The following is a 23,104-nucleotide window of genomic DNA, read 5'->3' as shown; positions in this document are numbered from 1 at the left end:
AGCCAACCGTTGCCGTACTGGTCGGAATAATAGCTGCGCCGCCAGACCAGCGGCAGCAGTGAATCAAGGGTGAAGTCCGTTTCCTGCGGCAAAATTTTAATACCCAAAACGGGATTAACCGGTTTACCTTTGGAAGAGCCGTTCTTACAGGTTTTACATTCTTTTTTCTCGTTGGCCCGCCCTTTCGGCTTTTTACTGGCACGACCGCTGCCGCTGCCGCGACCGCGGTCTACAAACCCACCGTCGAAACCCATCCCGATGCCGCCGCCGGAGAGTTTGAGCGAACCCGTATGGGCAGGCGGTATCGGACCAGGTTTGCCCGGCACCATCGCCGCCAACGACAACGCCAATGACACCGCATCCGCCGCCCCTTCGGCTGCCGAATCGGGAGCAACCAGCGAAATAGCATCTGAAGCAACGTCCGTCACCATTTCGATTTTTTCGATAGGTCCGGTTTTGGTTTGCAGCGGTTCCGGCGGGTTGGCCGACAACGTCGATACTGGCCCTGGGGCGCCGGGCTGAGGAACCAAAATGCCTATCGTATTGCCAAATTTGGACATGGGCTTGCTCCATAAGTTTTTTTAAAGTAAAGTGCCAGAAACATTCTATTTTTTGGCATATTCCATTATTTTAAACTAACTTTAATTCCGACTGTGAGTAGACAGTGAGAAATCGGTTTTGTTCCGTTAATGGGTTTGTTTATAATATTTACTATATTTTACAAATTTAGAGTAATGACTAATGTCAACCGAAGAAATTTGCTTTTTTGGTAAATTGAATCAGTCCCGTGATTTTGTCGCTTCCAACAATCTACAGGAAAACGATAAAAAATTTTGGGATAGCTGGTTTGGCCGATGTAGCGGTCAAAACAGACTGATTCCGTTCGTCAAAATTAAAATATCGAGACCGCGCCTATGGCTTTTTTATGTCAGACTTCCGACAGCGGTTTATACCGGACTAGGGGCATACAGTACCGATTTATCAGGAAGAAGCTATCCTTTTGTGCTATTCAGCCATCACCTTACAAGTTCCGAACCGGAAGATCTTAAACGACAGTTACGGTTATTTGGCGCAAACTTGGGAACATTCCGAAATATTCTTAACAACGGAAAATGTTTACCGAAAAATTATTTTAATTTAAACAATGATTTACAGGATTTTTCACTACCCGCCATGCTGCCGCAAAATAAATTATTGGAAAATGGTATCGGCGGCTTTTGGCTGGAATGTGAAAGTGGGTACTGTTTAGAATATGAAGGGCTGCCTACATGTTCTCTATTCAACAAATTATTTGGGTGATAACTGAATGAAAATGTTTTCTAAATGGGAATTACCTGTTTCTAAAGATACTCCCGCAGGGGTAGATATAGAATATGACAGTCGTTTTCTCGAATTGCAAAGCGTAGCTGAAGGAAAGCCCGAACAGCAGTACGGTGAGACTATCATTCCTGCCCAAGAACCTGATTGGGCAGTGGTGGAGAAATTATGTAACCAGCTTCTTGCCGAGTCAAAAGACTTGCGCGTGTTGGTCTATTACGCCCAAGCATTAACTGCCAAATACGGTTTGCCCGGCTTTCAGGCAGGATGTGAGGCCATTAAAATCAATGTGGATTTGTTTTGGGACACATTGTTTCCCCAACTGGAAGATGAAGATGGGGAATACGATCCGTTTTATCGAATCAATGCACTCAGCTCTTTTTCAACATTTGATGGAATCGCAAAAGAATTGCTTGCTTCAAAACTGCTGGTCAACGGGCTAACGCAAACCTTGGTTACGGTAAAGGAAGCAGTAGCAGTGTTAATGGGCAATGACCAGCAAAGCTACCCTGGAGGAAAAGACCGGTTGATGCTTGACATAAGGGTTGGTTTCGATACAGCCAAACCCGAGCTGGTTGCGGTAAATCAAGCGCTAGCTGACTTAAAAACCATACAGGATATTTTTTCGACAAAACTTAAAGATGAACATCCTTTGAATTTTGAGGCCGTCTTAAAACCCTTGTCCCTTATTAATGATGCTGCTGATTATGGCTCTGCTGGCAACACTCCCCAATCAAGCGAAAATTCGGATACCGAAGATACCAGCTCACCTCGACAGGAAACTGTCCAATCTTCAATGTCAAACGAACAATTTTATGCTGATGCATGGCGTCGTCTAAATATAAGTAACAGATCTGATGTTGATTTAGCATTAGAGAAAATCTGTGTGTACTTTGAAAATTTTGAACCAAGCCACCCTGCTCCTTTATTTATCCGCAGGGTTCAACGGCTAATGAATATGGATTTCTACGACATCATGAAAGACATCAGTCCCGAAAGCATTTCAAACTTGGAGGTCCTTATTGGGAAGCCTGAAGATGAAGGAACTTCCAACGAATAAATTTGTCTGTACTAATCATAGATTGTCCGAAATTCAATATCCAAATAATTTTGAGGTTAAGTGAAAATGTCGCAAAATAAATCATCCGGTCAGAAATTTATTGCCCGAAATCGGGCTCCACGCGTTCAGATTGAATATGATGTGGAACTATACGGTTCGGAAAAAAAAATCGAGCTGCCTTTTATTATGGGCGTAATGGCCGATTTGGTTGGAAAGCCGGTCGAGCCATTACCGGAATTGGCCGAACGCAAATTTTTGGAAATTGATGTCGATAATTTCAACGATCGTATGAAGGCACTTAAGCCCCGTCTTGCATTTAATGTTAAAAACACACTTACCGGTGAAGGTAATTTAAGCGTCGAGCTGGAATTTGAAAGCATGGACGATTTCTCTCCCGCTGCAGTCGCGAAAAAAGTCGAACCGTTAAACGAATTGTTACAAGCACGCACTGAGTTATCTAACTTGTTATCGTACATGGATGGTAAAACCGGAGCTGAGGAATTAATCGGTAAAGTTCTAGGCGACAGTGAATTACTGAAAAGCCTTGCGGCTACACCAAGAGCTTCACAGGAAGACAAACAATAATACTTGTAACCTTCACTAAAGCGAGATTTATTACCATGGCTGAAAAACAATTAGAAACTCAAAGAAGCAGCAGTACCCAAACTGTATTTGCAGAAGGTGAATTTGAAAAACTGTTGCAAAAAGAATTTAAACCAAGAACGGAAGAAGCAAAAAGCGCAGTAACTAATGCAGTGGCGACGCTTGCCCAACAAGCATTGCAAAATGTAGTTACAATTTCTGATGATACATATCAAACAATTGAGGCTATCATTGCCGAGCTTGATAGAAAATTGTCTGAGCAAATAAATTTGATTCTGCATCATGAAGAATTCCAAAAACTTGAAGGTGCTTGGCGCGGTCTCCATCATTTGGTCACTAATACAGAAACAGATACTTTGTTGAAAATCAAAGTATTACCGATTTCAAAAAAAGAGGTAGCACGCAATCTGAAACGATTTAAAGGTACTGCTTGGGACCAAAGCCCTCTATTTAAACGTATTTATGAAGAAGAATACGGGCAGTTCGGTGGAGAACCATTCGGCTGCTTGGTTGGAGATTATTACTTTGATCACTCGGCTCCGGACGTAGAAATGCTTAATAGCATGGAAAAGATTGCAGCAGCGGCGCACTGTCCGTTCATTGCAGGAGCTTCTCCGAGATTAATGCAGATGGAGTCGTGGCAGGAGCTGGCCAATCCTCGTGATTTAAGTAAGATTTTCCAAAACGCCGAATATGCACCTTGGCGCAGCCTGAGGGAATCTGAAGATTCACGTTACATTGGTTTGGCCTTACCGCGATTTTTATCCCGTCTGCCTTACGGCGCAACAACCAATCCAGTTGACGAATTTGACTTTGAAGAAGAAACAGAAGGCGCAGATCATAATAAATATACATGGGCAAATGCTGCCTATGCAATGGCCGTTAACATCAACAGATCATTTAAATACTATGGCTGGTGCACCTCTATACGTGGTGTAGAATCAGGTGGCATTGTCGAAAATCTGCCTTGTCATACATTCCCTACGGATGATGGCGGCGTAGATATGAAATGTCCTACCGAAATCGCAATCAGTGATCGTCGTGAAGCTGAATTGGCGACTTTGGGCTTTATGCCGTTAGTTCACAGAAAAAATACCGACTTGGCAGCATTTATCGGTGCACAGTCATTGCATAAACCTGCCGAATATTATGATCCGGATGCGACCGCTAATGCACGTTTGTCTGCGCGTTTGCCTTATCTTTTTGCTTGTTGCCGTTTTGCTCATTATTTGAAATGTATTGTAAGGGATAAAATCGGTTCTTTCCGCGAACGTGAGGATATGGAGCGTTGGCTGAACGAGTGGATTATGAATTATGTTGATGGTGATCCCGTTAACTCCACTCAAGAAACCAAAGCACGTAAGCCGCTTGCCGCAGCCGAAGTAGTGGTTGAAGAAGTAGAAGACAATCCTGGTTACTATACTTCCAAATTCTTCCTCCGCCCTCACTATCAACTTGAAGGTTTAACGGTTTCTCTGCGTTTAGTTTCCAAACTGCCTTCAGCAAAAAAAGAGTAAGTTTGATTTAGTGTGAACCACACACTATTGTCTTTAGCAGCACATGGTGTTTAATTTCTGAAAAGGAGTACTGAATATGGCTATTGATATGTTTATGAAAGTCGAAGGAGTCAATGGTGAAGCCAAAGACGCCAACCACAAAGACTGGACTGATATTGAAAGCTTCGACTGGGGTGCGGAACAACCTGGCGCAATGACAAGTGGCGGCGGCGGCGGTGCTGGTAAAGTAAATTTCAATGATTTAACCGTTATTGCCGCTATTGATAAAGCTGCTCCAACGATTTTGAAAAACTGTGCAACAGGCCAGCACTTGAGCAAAGTGGAAATCTCGGTATGTAAAGCCGGTGGTAACCAAATCGAGTATTCTCGCACTACATTGGAAGATGTTTTGGTTACTGGCGTAAAATTTATCGGCGTTCAAGATAATGATTCGCTGAAAATGCGCTACACTTTCCAAGCTGCTAAGGTAAAAAACCAATATTGGGAACAAACTGACAAAGGTTCTAAAGGAGCTGAAGTTCAAATGGCTTTCAATATCAAAGAGAATAAATCCGCATAACGGTTATTCAATTTAATTTGAAAAAGTCTGGCTTAAATGTGATTTAAGTCGGACTTTTATAAATTGAAAAACTATGATGATTTTCGTCAAACCACATTACGGAAAGGCCGTCTGAATGGATTTGCAAACTAAATTATCAGATGCTACTGAAGCAGTACGCGAAAACCCTAATAATTCAGAGTATCGGTTGGCTTTAATCCAATACTTCTGTATGTGTGCAAAATGGGATTCTGCGCTCAAACAAATTGGACAATTTCAAAAATTGTTTCCAAGTGTTCAAAAACACCTGATATTTTATTTGATAGAAAATATAGAGGCCGAAATCCGACGCAGTGCCGTTTTGTCAACTCAACAAAAGCCCAAAACATTCGAGTCTCATACCCGTAATCTTGAAATACTTCAAAATCAGCTGTCTATTGCTGCCTATGCCTCAGACAATAAAAACGGACGATTATCAAATCAATACAATGAATTAACAGACAATGTAACAGAAACACCTGTCAAAATTTCATATTTCCTATCCGATAAATCTGAGGCCGACACGTCGGGAAATTGGATTATAGATGGAGATGTACGCACAGCTTTTGTCTACGAATTTTTCTTTCAAGGCCAATATTACTGGCAGACATGGAACTCTATCAAAGGCATATTCTTCAAACAGCCAACTTCATTATTAGATATTATTTGGCGACCAATGGAAATCAGACTAACCAATGGAGAGGAAATCCAAGGTGTCTGTCCTGCACGATACACTGTTTCTACAGAAGAAAAATGGTCTGACACACTGCTCTCTTGTGCGGAGACTGATTGGTCTGAAGTATCAAACGATTTGTTTATTGGGAGAGGGCAGAAAATGTTTTACACCGATAAAGGGGATTTCGGAATTTTAGATATTCAGTCAATAAAATTTGAAGTTTGAATATTACAATGACAATTGGTAGTAAATATGTCTTCCCAATTTCAAAATCAGCTTTTGCCGTCCTTATTTGACAGGCTCACGGATGAAGAACCACGTAAAAGGAAAGAAACTCACAAAGAACAAGCAATTAATTTGGAACAATACAGAAAAGCTGTTCTTAGAGACATTCTCTTTCTGTTAAACACCTGTAATATGCAAACAAGCATGATGAATACCGATTTATCTGCTAACGTTCGTTCATCCACGCTCAATTACGGTATTCCTCCTATTTCAGGTATTAATTTTTCAGACATAGAATGGGAAGACATCGAACAATATATCAAACAAGCAATTATTGATTTCGAACCCCGCCTAGATAGGCACTCATTGCAAGTCATAATACACACTGAAAACAAAGATAATAATGTATCCTATAATAAATTCATTATTGAAATAAAAGGCAATCTGAAACTTAACCCCTACCCGAAAGAGTTTCTGTTAAAAACCAGTATAGATGTAGAAACAGGTTCGTTTAATTTATTGGATGGAACCGGCGGCCATGAATAATAAGTTTTTATCATATTACAATAAAGAATTAACTTTCCTGAAGGAGATGGGAAGAGAATTTGCACTACGCTATCCTAAAGTTGCCTCTAGATTAGCATTAAACGCATCTGACATACCTGACCCTTATATTGAGAGGCTGTTGGAGGGAGTTAGCTTTCTTACGGCACGCACACAATTAAAACTCGATGCAGAATACCCTAGATTCATCCAAAGAATTTTAGAAATTGTTTATCCCGACTTTATCAATCAAAAACCGGCAGCTGCAATCGTTGCCTTAAAGCCATTGCAACAGTATAACAGCGATGTTATCAATGTCTTAGAACGAGGGAAAACTCTGCGTTCTCTTCCAATTGACGAATACAAAACTAACTGCCCGTTTTCCATTACACGCACAACGGATATTCTTCCTATACACATAGAAAAAACCAAATATACAGATTCTTTGGGCTACCTCCCCAATAATCTGCTATTTTTTAAACAGGCTGAAAAAAAAATTCAGACGGCCTTAAGAATCGATTTTTCTCTCAGTGTACCCAACGCTTGTTCGGAAATGATTCCGGACGAACTGCCTTTGTATCTGGGTTCGGAACTTTCCAAATCTTCTGAGTTATTATTCTTAATGGCTGCCGAATGTGCAGGCGTTGTCTGCCACAGTTCCGAAAATCCAAAGCAATGGTGCTTCCCTTTAGCCTCGAAACCTGAACACATTGGTTTTTCGGAAGAAGAAGCATTGTCTTTTGACTTGGACAAGTCTGTCAGTGCATTTAGAATATTGCAAGAATACGCCCTCCTACCAGAGAAATTCTTGTTTGTCCTACAAAAAAATCTTAAACAAGCTATTATCCAGGCAGAAGCTAAAGGGTATTTACCAAAAAAACCTGAACAGTCTGAAGAAGTAATCAGCGATAAAGGCGTTAACAAGAAAATTATCAATTACAAAAAACGCTATTTTAGTCTTTCATTTCTATTTACCGAAAAAATACCCGAGTTAATCGAATTGGTTAACGAAGATGATATTTCTATCAATGCCGTTCCGGTCGTTAATCTTTTCAGAAAAAAAAGTGCACGTTTCCCAGTAAATATCCAAGACAGGGAACATCATGTTGTTATCGACCGCACCCAACCCTTAAATTACGAGGTTCATTCTATTAAACAAGTTACTGGGTTTGATACGAATAATCGTCAAATCGTAACATTCCTACCGATGTATCAGGCGCCTGATACCGGCTTATTTCCTGAATCGAAAACACGCAAGGCTTACTTTTCTGTAAGACGGGCAGACAGAGTTCCATCCTCCGATACTCTAAAAAACGGCTTCCGAACTTCTTATTTGGGCAGCGAAGTCTTTTTATCACTTGCAGACGGAGAAAATTACACTTTTAATTCTTCCATACAACATCTATCTGTCGATGCATGGTGTACCAGCAGAGACTTACCTCTATTAATGCCAAGGGACGGCAATTCAGATTTCTTACTCGAAGGATCCCTACCCTTACAATCAATCAAATTAATTTCCAAACTCACCCGTCCGAAACCAGCTGCCAATGAAGACAAAATGCTCTGGCCGTTCCTAAACCAGTTGAGTTTGAATTATTTATCTCTATTGAATGTCGATCAGGACGATGCACCAGTAACATTAAAAGAATTATTGATGCTCTTTGTTTCTTCTGAAAACGACTTGATGAAAAAGCAAATAGAATCAATTGCTAAAATAAAGACCGAAATCATCAGTAAAGTTGTTCGCTATCATGGTACAGCTTCTCCAGTAAGGGGAATTAGAATTATCCTGATACTTGATGACTCTTCTTTGGGAGGAATTCATCCTTTCTTATTCGGGTCCGTATTGAATCATTACTTCAAACGTTTGGTATCTATGAATTCGTTTGTACAACTGCAAATTGAAACATTCCAACAAGGCTATATTGCGACATGGCCGGCCATTGTCGGGGAGAGAACGTTGATATGAAAACGTCGTCTGATGAAAAAAACACCATAGGAGAAAATTCCTTATCAGAGGACTTATGGAATGAGGATTTAACCAATTTTTTACACCGTGTCTCGGCTCAACCTTATAAATATGACTATTTCTCTCTATTACGCCAACTGGAGGGTGTCAAATTTGTAACCGGCAACAAAGCTTTTGGAAAATCAACCAGTCCTAAACTGGAAAAAATTCGTATCAGACAAGAACCTTCACTCATTTTCGCCCCAAGAAACATTCATTCCGTCAATTTAACAGCAAACTACGCGGAAATTTCTATCAATGGTTTCGGCCTGTTTGGCCCTTCAGGCCCACTCCCGCTGCATATAACAGAATATGCCTATGAAAGACAACATCAACACGGCGATCGAACTTGGACAGAATTCACCAATATTTTCCAGCATCGTTTGGCTATTTTATTCTATCGGGCATGGGCAAATGCACAAAGTATTGTTTCTTTAGATAAAAACTCTGAAAACCGATTTGGGAAATATATCGCTTGCTTCAACGGATTATATTCCCCATCAACTCAAAGCAAAGAAAAAATACATCCTTTCTCCAAATGCTATTTCGCGGGGTTATTATTAAGACAAAGCCGTTCGGCAGCCAATCTCCAAAAATTATTGACTCAGTACTTTAAGGTTCCAACCAATATTCAAACCAATATTGGATACTGGATAGATGTTCCTGAAGAAAAAACCCTAATCGGCATCTCATCATATCCTCTTGGAACAGGACTACTTTTAGGAGATAAACTTTACGATGTTCAAAGCAAATTTCGTATTATTATTGGTCCGCTTACCTTAGATGCATACCAGTCTTTTTTTAAGAACGGTTACAACACCCTGCGCTTAAAAGAATGGATACGTATATTTTTGGCGGATGAATACGAATGGGACGTACAACCCATTTTAATGCAAAAGGAAATTCCACCTTGCACCCTAGGTGGAGATACACAACTAGGATTATCAACGTGGCTGGGAACCGTCGAACATGATGCAGAAGACTTGATTGTCCAAAGCCATTAATACATTTTAGTTTCAGACGGCCTCAAATTGTCTGGGATAACAAAGTTGTTGTTATAGTTATAATTGATTATATTAAATTCGGATAAAGGAAATTGTATGTCAGATATCAGCCGCAGCGTTTTATTCGGGAAACTAGATGCCACTTTATATAAAGCATTGGAAAACGCTTATACTTTCTGCCGACTTCGTGAAAACAGTTATGTAGAATTAGCTCATTGGCTTCACACCCTTTTACAAGCAGAAAATACTGATGTTTTCTGCCTCATCAAACGATTTGATTTAGATGAAGCAAAAATTCGAAAAGACATTTTAGCAGCAGTGGAGAAGTTACCGTCCGGAGCAACGGCCGTAACCGACTTTTCCGAGCATATTCAAATCGCCGTAGAACAGTCATGGACATACAGCTCCCTTAAGTTCGGAACAGATAAAATTAGAGGAGCGCATCTTTTCTATACCCTGCTGAAACTGAAAAACTTGCAAAATATTTTAGCCAATATATCTCCCGAATTTTTAAAGCTGAAACCTGAGACATTAGCAGATGAAATTTTAACTATTACCGCCAATTCCGAAGAAAATGCCGATATCGCAAAACATATCCCGTCCGATCGGACAACAGCCGGCAGCAATAATGCCGAAAGTGCTTTGGCCAAGTATGGTAGCAATTTAACGGAAAAAGCCCGAAATGGCGAAATTGACCCTGTAACAGGCAGGGACGCCGAAATCAGACAAATTATTGATATCTTGATGCGCCGCCGCCAAAACAACCCTATCCTTACTGGAGAGGCCGGAGTGGGTAAAACAGCACTTGTCGAGGCATTGGCGTTACGTTTGGCGGCTGGAGATGTTCCTCCAAACCTGAAAGGCGTACAACTGATTTTGTTGGACATCGGTTTACTTAAAGCCGGAGCCAGTGTCAGCGGCGAGTTCGAAGCTCGACTCAGATCAGTAATGGATGAAGTAGAATCCAGCCCTATACCCATTGTCTTGTTTATAGACGAAATCCATATGCTGATTGGTGCTGGTGGAGCAGCAGGAACAGGAGATGCAGCCAATCTACTGAAACCCGCACTGGCACGCGGAAAACTCCGTACCATAGGTGCAACCACATGGTCAGAATACAAAAAGTATTTTGAAAAAGACCCTGCCCTAACTCGCCGCTTTCAAGTTGTCCAAGTTGAAGAGCCAAACGAAAAACAAGCTGCCGACATGCTTAGGTCAATTAGTGGTTCTTTAGAGAAACACCATAAAGTAATTATCTTAGATGAGGCAATCCAAGCAGCAGTCAAACTTTCACATCGCTATATTCCCGCGCGCCAACTTCCCGATAAAGCAGTGGGTCTAATTGACACTGCCTGTGCACGCGTCGCCGTCAGTCAACACTCTACGCCCAGTAATATCGAATACCTACAGAAAAAATTGCAGGCATTACAAGTGGAACAAGCTGGTTTAGAGAGAGAACGAAAGTTATGCTTGGATTCAAAAGACAGACTGAATGCTATTGCACAGGAATCTTCCGACATTCAAAACCAACTAAAAAATTTGGAAGACCGGTGGCAAAAAGAATCAGATTTAGTTACCAATTTATTATCCGTTCGCGAAAAAATCATGTCGCCGGAAATATCGAACAAGCCTACGGAAAATAACCAGCTGTTTGAGCAACAGAAAAAACTGGTTACCGAACTCAAAGCACTGCAAGGCACCAAACCCTTAGTTATGCCTCTAGTAGATGAACTGGTTATTGCTGATGTAGTAGCAGATTGGACAGGAATCCCCGTGGGCAAAATGATGAAAGACGAACTGGAGGCCGTCTTAATGCTAACTGATACATTGGCTCAACGTATCATTGGACAAAACCACGGATTAGAAGCAATCGCCCGCCGTATCCAAACTTCTCGTGCGAACTTGGATAATCCAAACAAACCAATCGGGGTTTTCATGCTTGCAGGACCATCGGGAGTTGGTAAAACCGAAACGGCACTTGCCCTAGCAGATACCTTCTATGGAGGTGAACAAAATGTCATCACGATTAATATGAGTGAATTCCAAGAGGCTCATACAGTATCGACGTTAAAAGGTGCCCCTCCCGGATATGTAGGATACGGAGAAGGTGGGATATTAACTGAAGCGGTACGTCGCAGACCTTATAGTGTTGTATTGCTTGATGAAGTAGAAAAAGCCCATCCTGATGTACATGAAATCTTTTTCCAAGTATTCGATAAAGGCTGGATGGAAGATGGAGAAGGACGCTATATCGATTTTAAAAATACTATCATTATTCTTACTACCAACGTCGGCACAGACTTAATTATGGATATGTGCGAAGATCCTGACTTACTGCCTTCACCAGAAGGTCTACTCAAAGCACTGCGGCCATCGCTATTAAAAGTTTTCCCTGCTGCTTTACTTGGCCGCATGCAGGTAATCCCCTATTACCCACTTTCTGCCGATATGCTGACAAAAATTGTTGAGTTGCAGTTAGGTAACATCGTGAAACGCATCAAAGCGAATCATAATATCGAATTAACCTATCAACCAGCTGTTTTAAATCTAATCGTATCACGATGTACAGAAATCGAATCTGGAGGACGTATGATTGACGCCATTCTGACAAACACAGTCTTGCCTCAAATCAGCCGTGAACTACTATCGCGTGCAACTGAAGACAAACAAATATTTAAAATCAGAATTGGAGTGAAAAATAACGATTTCACTTATAAATATTCCTAGATTTTTAGTCACTAAAAAGAAAGAAGACTGAGAGGAGAGGGGAATTTCCCAAAAACTAAACCCCTCTCTTAAATAAATTACCGTAAAGAAGGAGGAATGATGATGAAATCTGTTTTCCTTACCCTCTCATATTCTTTCGCCAATTCTATTTGTAATTGACGTTCATTTCTCGAAATATATCTTAACTGGCATTGCTCAATCTCCAATTCTTCTGGTAACGCTATCCTATAACTACAATCGATTTTTCTTTTCTCAACATCTACTAAAATAGTATCCAACTTTAAATCTAAAGCAATCGAAAAATTACTAACAGTCAACACATGTACAAATAATGTCTCTATAGGTAGCAAAATAGAAAAGCGCTGTTTAGGTGCTATATACGATGGAATAAGTCCTATAAATGTCAATTTATAAACATGATTATGTTTTAAATATGGTATTTGCAATTCAGGATGGGCTCCATTCCAAAAAGACATTGAAAAATCTTTTGGTAATAGTGGAGCTCGATTTTCCATCCATTCCGTATCCGTTGTACCACTATACTGTACACGACTAGCAAAATAGCGGGCAAAAAAACCAAATCCTTCTGGAATATTAATTTCATTAGGTTCAAGAATCGGCTTAGTGGGATCATAAATCTGATGAGCTTCTAATAGTTTTTTATAACTATTTCTTTTTAAAAACTCATTAGAATATGATCCCTTCCCTACAAGATTTTCTTGCAAATATCCACATTCTTTTTTTCCACCAGCATGAATCCCACCAAAAGCATATTCATATCTGATAGGTAAAGAATATATAGATTTAGGTTTCCCTAATGTCCACCCTATTACTTCCTTGATCCAATGCCTTTCACCTGTAGCAACCAATGATTTTTCATAATCACCAATTTGAATACATGCGGGAATTTCTTCAATCTTCTTTTCATTTGGAGAATAAGCAGTAGCATTAATAATAATATCAACTTTTGGTTTATAAATTACGAAATCACACTCTGCTAAAATAGATGAACGCATTGGATCACCCTCATAAATATCTTGAGAATGAAGTAAGGTCTGCGTCTCTGAAAATTGTAACTCAGCTCGATTATCATGATTATCTATATAAAAATCATAACTGACTTTAGCAACTATTGTATTATAAACACGATCTAATTGATCAAAACTCTGAAATTGTTGGGCATGAAAAAAAGTAAAATTCTGCAGATCAAACATTAATAAATAATCCTTTAATCAATTTAGATGAATTTTGCTCGAATCTACAGAAACAACCCTTTTACCATTGATAGTAATTTTCTTAGCTGAAATTTTAATTTCTCCTCTACTCATCGTAATAGAAGACCCCCCGACACGTAAAGTTACTTTGGCACCTGCTACAATCGTAGTATTAATAGCACTACGCATGCTTGCATGCAAGCCAGAAGCTAAAGCAATTGCGCCTCCTACTATATGTGTCTCAGCCCCAATAACATTAGTCATACTTAAACCACCTACATTAAGCATACTTGCGCCACCAACATTAGTCACCTTTGCGGCTCCAACATTATCAATGCTGCAAATTGTTACTGTTTCTTGTCTATTTCCGCCAATATTACTTACTTCATTAGCAGTAACAGTCTTATTTCTATTCGCTCCTACTGTAAATGCTTGATTTTTTCCAACGGTAACACTTTGATCCTGCCCAATCATCAATGCTTGACTTTGACCTACTGAGATCTGCTCACTTTGCCCAACAGAACGAGTACGATTCATAGAAACATTAACACTTTGATCTTTTCCTACGCTAATACTTTGACTCTGACCAACATTTAAACTTTGATTTTGTGTTACAGCCAAACTCTCATCTTGTCCCACAGAAGCATTACGGTTTTGAGCAACAGAAACTGTTTCATTTTTTTGAATACTTTTCGTTCTTTCACCTGTAACGGAAAGGGTTTCATTATTACCAATAGTAGTAGTTCGATCATTATTCACATTACGTGTCTCATTATTTTTTACTAAAGAAGTTAAATCTTTTTGTGCTTGAAAGTTGACTATCTCCGCCCCAGCAGTATCATTAAACATTAATTCATTGTAGTTAGCCAATGGTGAATTAAAACTTTTACTCTTAATCCCTGATTGCTTAGCTGCAGAGGGAAATCCCCATGGTGGCGTCATAGCACTATTGTATAGACGTCCAATAATGATTGGACGATCTACATCTCCATTGATAAAATCTACCAAAACTTCTTCGCCAACGCGGGGAGTATTAATCGAACCAAATCCAGAACCAGCTGAACCCTGCGCAACTCGTACCCATCCAGAACTATTTTCATTCATTTGTCCATATTTATCCCAATGAAATTGTATTTTAATATCACCATATTCATTAGTATAAACTTCCTCCCCTCCTGGACCAGTTACGGTAGCGGCTTGCGTACCTATAACTTGAGGTTTAAGTGTTTTTAATGCCGGCCTATATTGAAATGATTTAGGTAATGCTCTAAATGAAATCCTAAAGGATCCTATTTTTTCACCTGTAGTATAACCAGCCTCCTCAAATTCATATTTAGTCGAAATGAGCAAATACTCTGTATTAGACGAATAATGAGGATGTTTAATCAACGAAAAGGTATGCCCCGGAGCTAAAGTTAAAGCTGTTCCTGCTCCTCTTATAAGCTTAGTTTCACTTTTTAAACTTTCGCTACGAACTTGGCTATAATTCTGCGCTTCCGAAACATCACTAAATCCTGTATAAAATTCATAATGCTTCATATCTATTGAATTAAAATTATGTACGGCCTCAGAGGCTTTCATTTCAACTTTAGCATTTTTATAATTATAATCTTGAGTAATAAATTGACTCGATTTTAAAGAATCTTTCTCCAACCACTCATCAATATATTCAATATCAGGAGTTCCTGGAGTACTTTGTCTAGAATGGTATGGAATAGACACTGTACCAGAAATTGAAGGCAAGACATTGACATCATCTACAATAATCAACTCGTGCGAATCACTAGTATGTTTAAAGTAATAGTAAATTCCTTCTTGTTCGAATATACGATTTAAAAAATTAAAACTACTTTCTTGATATTGCACGCAATATCCTCTAGTTCGATAAGACTTTTGACATTGTATTTGATATGGAAATCCGAAGGAAGACAACACTTCTTTTGAAATGTCTAAGACTGACTTTTCCACAAACGAACGACTATCAACATTTTGAGTTAAATACCACATAAACGGCCGCACAATACATGTATATGTATAGTATCCCTCTTCATTCTCATCCTCTCCTATATAACCAAAATCTGTTGCTAATCCATTTAGATAACGCTTACCACCCGTTTGAGTATCGATCTCCAATGTTATCGGTTGTCCGATAATCTCATTACCTTGCAAATTAGCATTCTTTGAAACAAAAACAATATCAAATTCAAACAGATCTGAAATTTTCTCTACCCCAGTCATTCTTTTAAACAACAAATCAGATCCAAAAGGAGTTTGGGCAATAATGGTCCTATTCATTGAAAGCTCCTAATTTTTAAATTAGTTTAATTATTCCAAAATCTATAATAAATTTAAATGCAGTTGAAATTATGTAATTTGGCCAAATTAAACGGATTTGGCGAGGTGGATGTCGCGAACTCCAAAACTACGTTTTTACCTCGAATATTGTATTCGACAGTTGTAGTGTTGTTTGTTTGCTGTACGATACGGCCTTTTTCAACAAGTCTGAAAATCGACCAAGGCCCCGCTGTGCTAATTCCGGCATCTCTGGTTTGAGGGGAAACAACATCAATTTTTGCTCCTGCGTCTCCATTTTGCGCCGGCCAACTGAAAGCGATTGGTGTAACCGGGCCGTGGCTATATATATAACTTTTACCATCATAGGAAATATTGACACTTTCCAACTCAGGATCCAGCATAACGACTTTAATGGAAAAGTCGAATTTCGGTGTTTCGGAATTTTTATCGAAATAGCTTTTCCGAATTTCGGCGATATGATTCAGAATAGCAAAACGTTCTTTAAACAGCTCGTTTTTGGTTATAACTGTATCCAATTTATCTGATTTTGCTAAAATAGCATTTGAACCTGATAAGTTATTGAACTGGCTATACATACCGTTCGGGCCGAAAATATTCGCAAACTCCTCCACAGCTACATTGTTATTCGATCCTGCTATAAAAGGATAACCTTGTTTGGTGATGTTTTCGCATTTATTCGAAACATCGGCCAACTGTGTGTCCAACGAAGACATCAGTTTCTCATCAACTACTTTATCGGTATTTTGTAGAATAACACCGGAGAAATTATCCAACATTCCTCTGAATGGAGGAGGGAGGCGGTTCACTTCGGCTTTATATTTCACCAAAGAATCGTCAGGAGGCAAATCTACGCCTTTCTCTACTGCTACATTCACGGCAACCAAGTAAACATATAGGTCATTAATAGCATCCGTTACATTATTGATAGCCGGAGGTTGGTTGTTTTCCGATACAGTCAGGATATGGTAGTCTGAAAATACATCATCAACCGGATTAACTTTTGTTAAAGCGTTTAAATCATCACTGACTTTACCGTCTTTACCGATTAGTCCTCCCAAACCTGATTTGTTCAGCCATTCCGTAAGTTTATTATCGGTTTTATCTGCAATATCGTTGGTAAAACTCAGCTTTGTATTATTACTGATACCTTTGATCAAACTAACCAATGGGGAATTTTTCTCGGAAAGCAGTTTGGCAATCTGAATATTCTCTCTGGCCGATTTTGAAGTAACCAATGATAAGTCAGACAAATAATCCTTCCATACCCTGATGTAGTTATTAAAATAAATACCTTGTGCATCGGAAAGGACATTCTCCTTGCTTTGGCTCAAAGAGGCATAGTCGCCAAGAACCCATGAATCTTCGTTAAAGAATTGCTCGGCAGACTTGACCATGGCAGGCAAAACCCTAGTCATGTAAGTCTCTTTTGTGTACAGAAAATCAATGGGTTCTTTTAAAGATCTACCGCTTTTGCGGCGAAAAAGCAGATGGCTCTGTACTCCACCCATACTGGAAAAAGATACGGGCCTTAAACCGGTTACGTCCGAATGTATGATCGAATTAGCCGTATCTTCCCATACCATGGAAGCAATGTCCCTTTGGGAAACTTCACGCCTGCGCTGATCTACCAAATCCGCATCATAGGGAATGCTGGTAATGATTCTCCGTTTGGATAAAATTTGGGTTAACGCTGCCTCAACCGATTCTTTTTGTGCCGCACTGATATTGGCAACTTCGGATTCGGATAAATTTGACATTAGCCAGCTACGCATGAATTCGGGATCAAAACGTTCTTTGTCAAACATCATCAGATAGGCTTTTAATGCGTTATATCCTTTGATGCCGTCTGAACCTCTGGTTGTTCGTAACAATTCGTCAATTCTGTAACTGATTAAGGGCATAACATTGTCTTCGAGAATTCTTTGATAAGACGATTCTCCGACATCTTTCATTTGATTGCCCTGATATAGCCCCATTCTATAACTCAGCGGAGGAGAGGATAAATCGGGAAGCTCTTTGGTTTTCGTCGTGTCTCTAACTTGTTCGGCAAAAGTAACAGCTTTCAACAGATCAGGCGTGTTTTCAGACGGCCTTATCTTTTTCTCTAATTGAATGGCTTTGTTTTTGACTTGTTCCAAATATGAACCATTATTGGAATAACTGTTCAGCATCAGAGTGAGACAACCGACAACTACGATTGCGGCAGCAGCCACACCCAGCCAATACTGCATCTGGTTTCTGACAAACCATGATTTATTCTCACCCGCAAGTCCAGCTTCGTTGAATATAACATCGGCAAAAAGTTTATTTAAGAAGAAGCTGGCTTGCGTGTTACTTGTTTTGGTTTCTGAATCTAAATATTTTTTGGACAGACGGAAATCATCTTGTAAACCGTCTAATACCGGATTGAAACCTTCACCTTCTTGTGTTGCGCTAGAGAAGTAAACACCACGCCATACAATGGAATCTTCAAATTTTGAAGATTTGGATAATTCTTTTAAAAGAGACAAAACAGCATGGTTTAAGCGTTCAAACTCTTCAGGGAATGCAAATGCTGCTGCCTTGTCTTCGGAGGACTCCAGTTCGTTAACTGTTCCAAGCATTGATATACGGAGTTTATCCACAACCTCGGAAAGTAAATTGGAGGCGGTGGCAATCGGAGTTTCTGCACCTTCGTTTGAAGCTAAAGAAATGCCAAAATACTGTTTGCTTTGCTCTTCAGTTAAATGTTTGAAGAACGGATTGAACCCGTGGAGCAAGTCCAATTTGGTTACCATGAGGTACAGTGGGAAATCGATACCCAACTTGGTGCGCATTTCATGGATACGTTTACGCAGCTCCACAGCTATTTCGGCGATATTGGTTGTGCTGTTCAATAAGTCGTCAACACCTACGGTAACCAATGCTCCGTTTATCGGTTGTTTGGGACGGTATCGTTTTAAAAGCGATACGAATTCTTCCCAATCTTCCGAATCTTTATTGCTATGTTCGTCGTGAATAGACAAGCGTCCGGCAGTATCAAGCAATACTGCTTCGTCTGATAAAAACCAGTCACAGTCCCGTGTCCCAGCCAAACCGCTTAAGGACGAACCTAAAGTACTTTCCAGCGGAAAATTCAAACCCGATTGTTTCAACGCCGTGGTTTTACCAGAACCCGCAGCTCCCAAAACTACATACCACGGCATCTGATAAAGATACTGCCCACTGTTGAATCTGGCTAAAAATCTATTTTCAGATTTAGAGAACCTGGCGTTTTTCAATACACGGTCAATTTCTGCAAATTGACGGCTCATCGAACTAATATCAGCAGAATCTTTCAGAATAGGTTCTTGAGCTGCTTTAATTTCTCGTAACAAAGCAGCGTTCCGTCTGGATTCACGATAGTGACGGAATACAATTTTGGCCACACAGAAGGCTAATAATGCTAAACATATGATTGCTCTTATGCCTTTTCCAACTAGGGGACGGGCATCTCCAATAGCAATCAGAGGGCCGATAAACCATATTAAGGCAATCAGTCCTAATATACCCAGAATGACCCATAAAGAACGAGAACCTAAAAAATATAAAATCTTTTTCATGTTCGTTTTTCCATTTAAATTTAATTACAGTCGCGGTCAGTTATACATACATATGTATCTACCGGCTATTCGATCAGTTATCTTGATTTTGAGTTGGGGCAGCGTCTTCCGGAACAATGGTTTCTCTTCCCAATTTCGGACCATTTGTATCCGTTGCAAACAATGTTATTTCAACTCTACGGTTTTTAGCTTTATTTTCAGGGGAGTCGTTAGGCGCAACAGGATTGGTCGAACCGCGGCCTTCTGAGCGGATACGATTAGCTCCATTCCTCATATAACTTAACAAGATTTCTTTGACTGCATCTGCTCGCCCTTGAGACAAATGCCAATTTGACGGATATTCCAAACTCTGAATAGGCGTATTATCCGTATAACCCGTTACAACAACTTGTCCGTCAACACTGTTTAAAGCCTGCCCAACTGCGGCCAATACCGGATAGTATTGATCTTGAATGGACGTAGAACCCGATTCAAACAAACCATCGCCCAAAATGGTAACGGTACTGCGATCTGGATCATCTTTGACTGAAACCAGTTTTCGTGCGATTTCATTTTCAAGAAGCGGCCGAAGACGGGTAAAATTTGTGGGTTTTTTATGTTTTGGCGTTACGACGGGAAGTCGGAGGCTATTTACTTTGGTACTGGCCGTGTCAAATTTGCTTCCTAACGACCATTGCATGGAGAAATATGCAACGCTAAGTATAACGCCGCCCAGTACGCCGACAACCCATAATGGAATGGTTAAATGTTGTTTTCTTTGTACAATATTTTTGACTACTGGGTCGCTTCCCAATAAAGACGCCATTTGATCCGGTCTTTTTGAATGAATAATTGCTAACAAATCTCTTTTTATCTTATCAACTTCTAACTCCCCACTAGTCAAAACCTGATATTTACCTTTATAACCGAATTGTAAACATAAATACATAAATTCAATTAAATCAATGTTTTTATTCACATCCTGCTTTAGAGTATTCAAAATTTCAAAAAAACGTTCACCACCCCACGTCTCATCATAGAAAGACACTAACAAGCTATTTTTAGCCCAATGTTCATCCGCCCAACCAGCCCTTACCGCTGACTCATCCACAAACGTACATAAGCAATATTTAGCAGCCTGTATCGCATCATATTTCGCCCCGTTTTTTTCAGCTTCTTCCTCAAACCGATTAATCAGCAATGAAAATTTGTTGATTAATCCATCAGAAGAGAGCTGGCTGGTAGTATGCTTCATTGCATTCACCAAAATAAAAACGGACTTCGCAGCTTCGATTAAAGGGTTATAGCCCCCCGTTGCTCCATAAATAGCTTGGTTCTGGTTACTCATATAAAAGATTTCCACTCAATTAATTTAAAGATTTAATTGCCCAAAATTCAATATCCAAACTTGGAAAACTACCTGCCAGATGGAAAGCCATTCCTGACGAAGTATCAAACATATCCCATAATTCGTTCTTTTTATCTAACTCAAAATAAACATACCCGCTGTGGTAAGGCAATTCACGTGGCGCAACCGACAAGGCATGAACTTTAATACCAGGTAGATGATAAGCAACTAACTCTTTTACTTTTTCTACTGTACCAATTTTCACTATACTCGGAATTCTCTGACGTAACACATCATTAGGTATGTCTGCTTTAACTGCCAGTACGAAGGATGCTTTATCTAAAAGAGATTGGTCAGGCGTTTGCGCTACGCGTAGTGAATCATCTCGCATATCCAGAGGAATTCTAATAGCTCTTTGTTCTAGTACAATAGAAAGCGATTTACGCAAATTAATAAATAACTGACTGAAACACAAGGCTAAATCATTGTGCATATAAATAGGCATGTCGTTGAATTTACGAGAAGGTAGGAACGTCATTAAATCTGCACATAATTTAGATAAATTCACAAATAACGTTTCGGGGTGTGTTTGTCTTGCGCCTTCTTGCTCATGCGACAAATAAGCCAAATAACGGTTAATCGTTTGCAACATCATAAAATCAACAACTTCAACCGAACCACCTGTATTCGGATCATTTACAGCGTTAGCTAGACTATTACTTTTCTGTAACAATAAACCATAACTCTCTGAAATATAGGAGCGTAGGTGATGTTGCTGCTGACTTCCCAAGAATGGGGGGATATATAAATCATCTAATGTAATTTCAGAATCAGCAGAACATGAACGAATTACAGCGATCGGAAGAGAAGTCTGCCCTTGGCCGATATCTGATTCTAATACCAACACAGGATTAAAATCTGCTAATGTTAACTGGCGTGGTTCCAGTTCGATATTGGTTATATCCGATACTGATTTTTCAAATGTTTTAAAGCGATGTAAGCCAACTGCCTTTGTATTTTCAGGAAAAGCAAATTCATTATTCACAGATGAAGGGAGTGTGAGAGCTAGACAAAGCTTGGTATCTTTAGTATTAGGAGGAATTTTGGCACTAACAGCCTCCAATTGTTTTTCAGTAAAAGAAAAAATGGAACCGTCAGGAAAGACCCCTTCTGCCGCATTAATACCAATAACTCCTTGTTTTAAGCCGCTGATATCCAATTCTAGAGCTGTAAACCCCCAATAGAACCCTTCCCGTAAAACTGAAAGCTGCCGCAATCCTGATTCAATATAACGGTCAAATTGTTGAAAATGTTGTGGAGTGATAAAAATTCCTTCAGACCACACTACCTTAGGTTCGATAGCCATAATTATTTACTCTTGTAATTGTTTAATGATCATTTAACAGCTTCATAATCGTTTTTAACAGTCTCCCTGAAAATACCTTTGCTCAAGTCATTCTTTTCTCCCTTAGCTCTCCCTCCAAACGTAATATTTTTATCCTCTGGGTGACGTTCTTTATAGTTACGCAATTTCTCTTTCATATCCGATTTCGAAATCTGGCTGAGAGTACTTTTATCAACACTTAAATAGAGATACTGTTTACCAAATTGATACCAGCGTTTTTTCTGTTTTAATAATATTAACCTCCATTGACTGTTATCCAAGTTACGATAGCCGGCAACTACTCCTAAATATTTCAGATGGGAATCTACTTTGACAGGCAATACTTTTACTGTATCGGGGTAGAAAATATATTGATCGTGCTGTATTAGCTTATCACCTATTTTTTCTTTTGCTTGTTCAGTTAACTCAAGATAATTAAATTGTTTAAATTCACTATCAGTAGCCAGTTGATACAAATCCAAACGTATTGGAGAAGGCCTCCCTGCATCATCAGGATTCGATTCGGGAGAAACAATTATCTGAACATTGATTTTATCCCCGCTACCATCTGATTCTTTAGGAGGTTTTTTATTTGATGAACACGCCCCAAGTACCGATACAGATAATATTATTACCGATAGAATTAAATTCTTCTGAATATTCATTGTTCAAACACCATTTTTCGATTAATTAAGTAAATTAAATATTAATCACAAAACTAAATAAAACTAGTTTCGCGGCGGGTATTTCAAAATTTACCACAAACAAACGATGCAGAGTGAAACTAAATCCAATTTATCTTGTCGAATATTCGCATGCTGTATGGCTGTATGTAAGACCAATATATTTGCAAAATGTTCCGAGAATCATGTATTACCAACTCATCTATTCTCATCAATATACTGAATCTCCAAGAATTTTTTAATTTTATTTAGGGATGCATCACAAATGGCCTTTCAAAAAACCGCCCGCAAAGACTCCGCCTTCCGCATCGTCTGCATCCTCCCAGACTTCTGCTTCCTACC

The 23,104-nt window shown here is 39.5% G+C and carries 17 protein-coding genes; 10 read left to right on the top strand and 7 right to left on the bottom strand.

Features of this window, described 5'->3' with window-relative positions:
- The coding region (locus ACI43T_RS11545; RefSeq protein ID WP_405387222.1) for a DUF6531 domain-containing protein at positions 1-560 on the bottom strand (560 nt) is incomplete at its 3' end.
- A gap of 181 nt (positions 561-741) precedes the next feature.
- Here ACI43T_RS11545 and ACI43T_RS11540 point away from each other — a divergent pair.
- The 10 genes from ACI43T_RS11540 (at position 742) to tssH (ending at position 12,257) form a co-directional block, all read left to right on the top strand.
- A complete protein-coding gene (locus tag ACI43T_RS11540) occupies positions 742-1,299 on the top strand; it encodes a TagF domain-containing protein (protein WP_405387219.1) in 558 nt (185 codons plus the stop codon).
- Between the two features lie 13 nt (positions 1,300-1,312).
- A complete protein-coding gene (gene tssA, locus ACI43T_RS11535; RefSeq protein WP_405387217.1) occupies positions 1,313-2,377 on the top strand; it encodes a type VI secretion system protein TssA in 1,065 nt (354 codons plus the stop codon).
- 66 nt (positions 2,378-2,443) lie between these two features.
- On the top strand, positions 2,444-2,962 hold the full coding sequence (tssB, locus tag ACI43T_RS11530; protein WP_039850542.1) for a type VI secretion system contractile sheath small subunit: 519 nt from the start codon (positions 2,444-2,446) through the stop codon (positions 2,960-2,962).
- A gap of 35 nt (positions 2,963-2,997) precedes the next feature.
- Positions 2,998-4,497: a type VI secretion system contractile sheath large subunit gene (gene tssC, locus ACI43T_RS11525; RefSeq protein WP_405387214.1), complete on the top strand. Its 1,500-nt coding sequence runs from the start codon at positions 2,998-3,000 to the stop codon at positions 4,495-4,497.
- A 76-nt stretch (positions 4,498-4,573) separates the two neighbouring features.
- Positions 4,574-5,056: an Hcp family type VI secretion system effector gene (locus tag ACI43T_RS11520; protein WP_009173790.1), complete on the top strand. Its 483-nt coding sequence runs from the start codon at positions 4,574-4,576 to the stop codon at positions 5,054-5,056.
- Between the two features lie 115 nt (positions 5,057-5,171).
- Complete coding sequence (locus tag ACI43T_RS11515; protein WP_308022090.1) at positions 5,172-5,975, top strand: type VI secretion system accessory protein TagJ; 804 nt, start codon at positions 5,172-5,174, stop codon at positions 5,973-5,975.
- Positions 5,976-6,002: 27 nt separating this feature from the next.
- Positions 6,003-6,521, top strand: a complete 519-nt coding sequence (gene tssE / locus ACI43T_RS11510; protein ID WP_293278631.1) for a type VI secretion system baseplate subunit TssE — start codon at positions 6,003-6,005, stop codon at positions 6,519-6,521.
- Positions 6,514-8,487, top strand: a complete 1,974-nt coding sequence (locus tag ACI43T_RS11505) for a type VI secretion system baseplate subunit TssF (RefSeq protein ID WP_405387211.1) — start codon at positions 6,514-6,516, stop codon at positions 8,485-8,487. The genes tssE and ACI43T_RS11505 overlap by 8 nt, the downstream gene beginning before the upstream one ends.
- Positions 8,484-9,530, top strand: a complete 1,047-nt coding sequence (gene tssG, locus ACI43T_RS11500; protein WP_405387209.1) for a type VI secretion system baseplate subunit TssG — start codon at positions 8,484-8,486, stop codon at positions 9,528-9,530. Before ACI43T_RS11505 ends, tssG begins: the two co-directional genes overlap by 4 nt.
- A gap of 96 nt (positions 9,531-9,626) precedes the next feature.
- Positions 9,627-12,257 carry a type VI secretion system ATPase TssH gene (gene tssH / locus ACI43T_RS11495; protein WP_405387207.1) on the top strand — a complete coding sequence of 877 codons (2,631 nt, stop codon included), beginning with the start codon at positions 9,627-9,629 and terminating at the stop codon, positions 12,255-12,257.
- 77 nt (positions 12,258-12,334) lie between these two features.
- Here tssH and ACI43T_RS11490 read toward each other — a convergent pair whose 3' ends face one another.
- The 6 genes from ACI43T_RS11490 to tssJ form a co-directional block, all read right to left on the bottom strand.
- Positions 12,335-13,471 (bottom strand): DUF2169 family type VI secretion system accessory protein, encoded by a 1,137-nt coding sequence (locus ACI43T_RS11490; protein WP_293278622.1) that lies wholly within the window; start codon positions 13,469-13,471, stop codon positions 12,335-12,337.
- Between the two features lie 18 nt (positions 13,472-13,489).
- A complete protein-coding gene (locus ACI43T_RS11485; RefSeq protein ID WP_405387204.1) occupies positions 13,490-15,766 on the bottom strand; it encodes a type VI secretion system Vgr family protein in 2,277 nt (758 codons plus the stop codon).
- Between the two features lie 53 nt (positions 15,767-15,819).
- Positions 15,820-19,368, bottom strand: a complete 3,549-nt coding sequence (tssM, locus tag ACI43T_RS11480; protein WP_405387202.1) for a type VI secretion system membrane subunit TssM — start codon at positions 19,366-19,368, stop codon at positions 15,820-15,822.
- A gap of 73 nt (positions 19,369-19,441) precedes the next feature.
- Positions 19,442-20,695: a type VI secretion system protein TssL, long form gene (gene tssL / locus ACI43T_RS11475; RefSeq protein WP_009173799.1), complete on the bottom strand. Its 1,254-nt coding sequence runs from the start codon at positions 20,693-20,695 to the stop codon at positions 19,442-19,444.
- Positions 20,696-20,714: 19 nt separating this feature from the next.
- Positions 20,715-22,061, bottom strand: a complete 1,347-nt coding sequence (tssK, locus tag ACI43T_RS11470) for a type VI secretion system baseplate subunit TssK (protein WP_009173800.1) — start codon at positions 22,059-22,061, stop codon at positions 20,715-20,717.
- Positions 22,062-22,090: 29 nt separating this feature from the next.
- A complete protein-coding gene (tssJ, locus tag ACI43T_RS11465) occupies positions 22,091-22,744 on the bottom strand; it encodes a type VI secretion system lipoprotein TssJ (RefSeq protein WP_405387199.1) in 654 nt (217 codons plus the stop codon).
- Positions 22,745-23,104: the final 360 nt, after the last annotated feature.

It is taken from the genome of Neisseria oralis (genome assembly GCF_045062685.1).
GTDB classification, from domain to species: Bacteria; Pseudomonadota; Gammaproteobacteria; order Burkholderiales; family Neisseriaceae; genus Neisseria; species Neisseria oralis.
The sequence above is the reverse complement of the archived record's forward strand: the minus strand, read 5'-3'. Positions and strand labels throughout refer to the sequence as shown.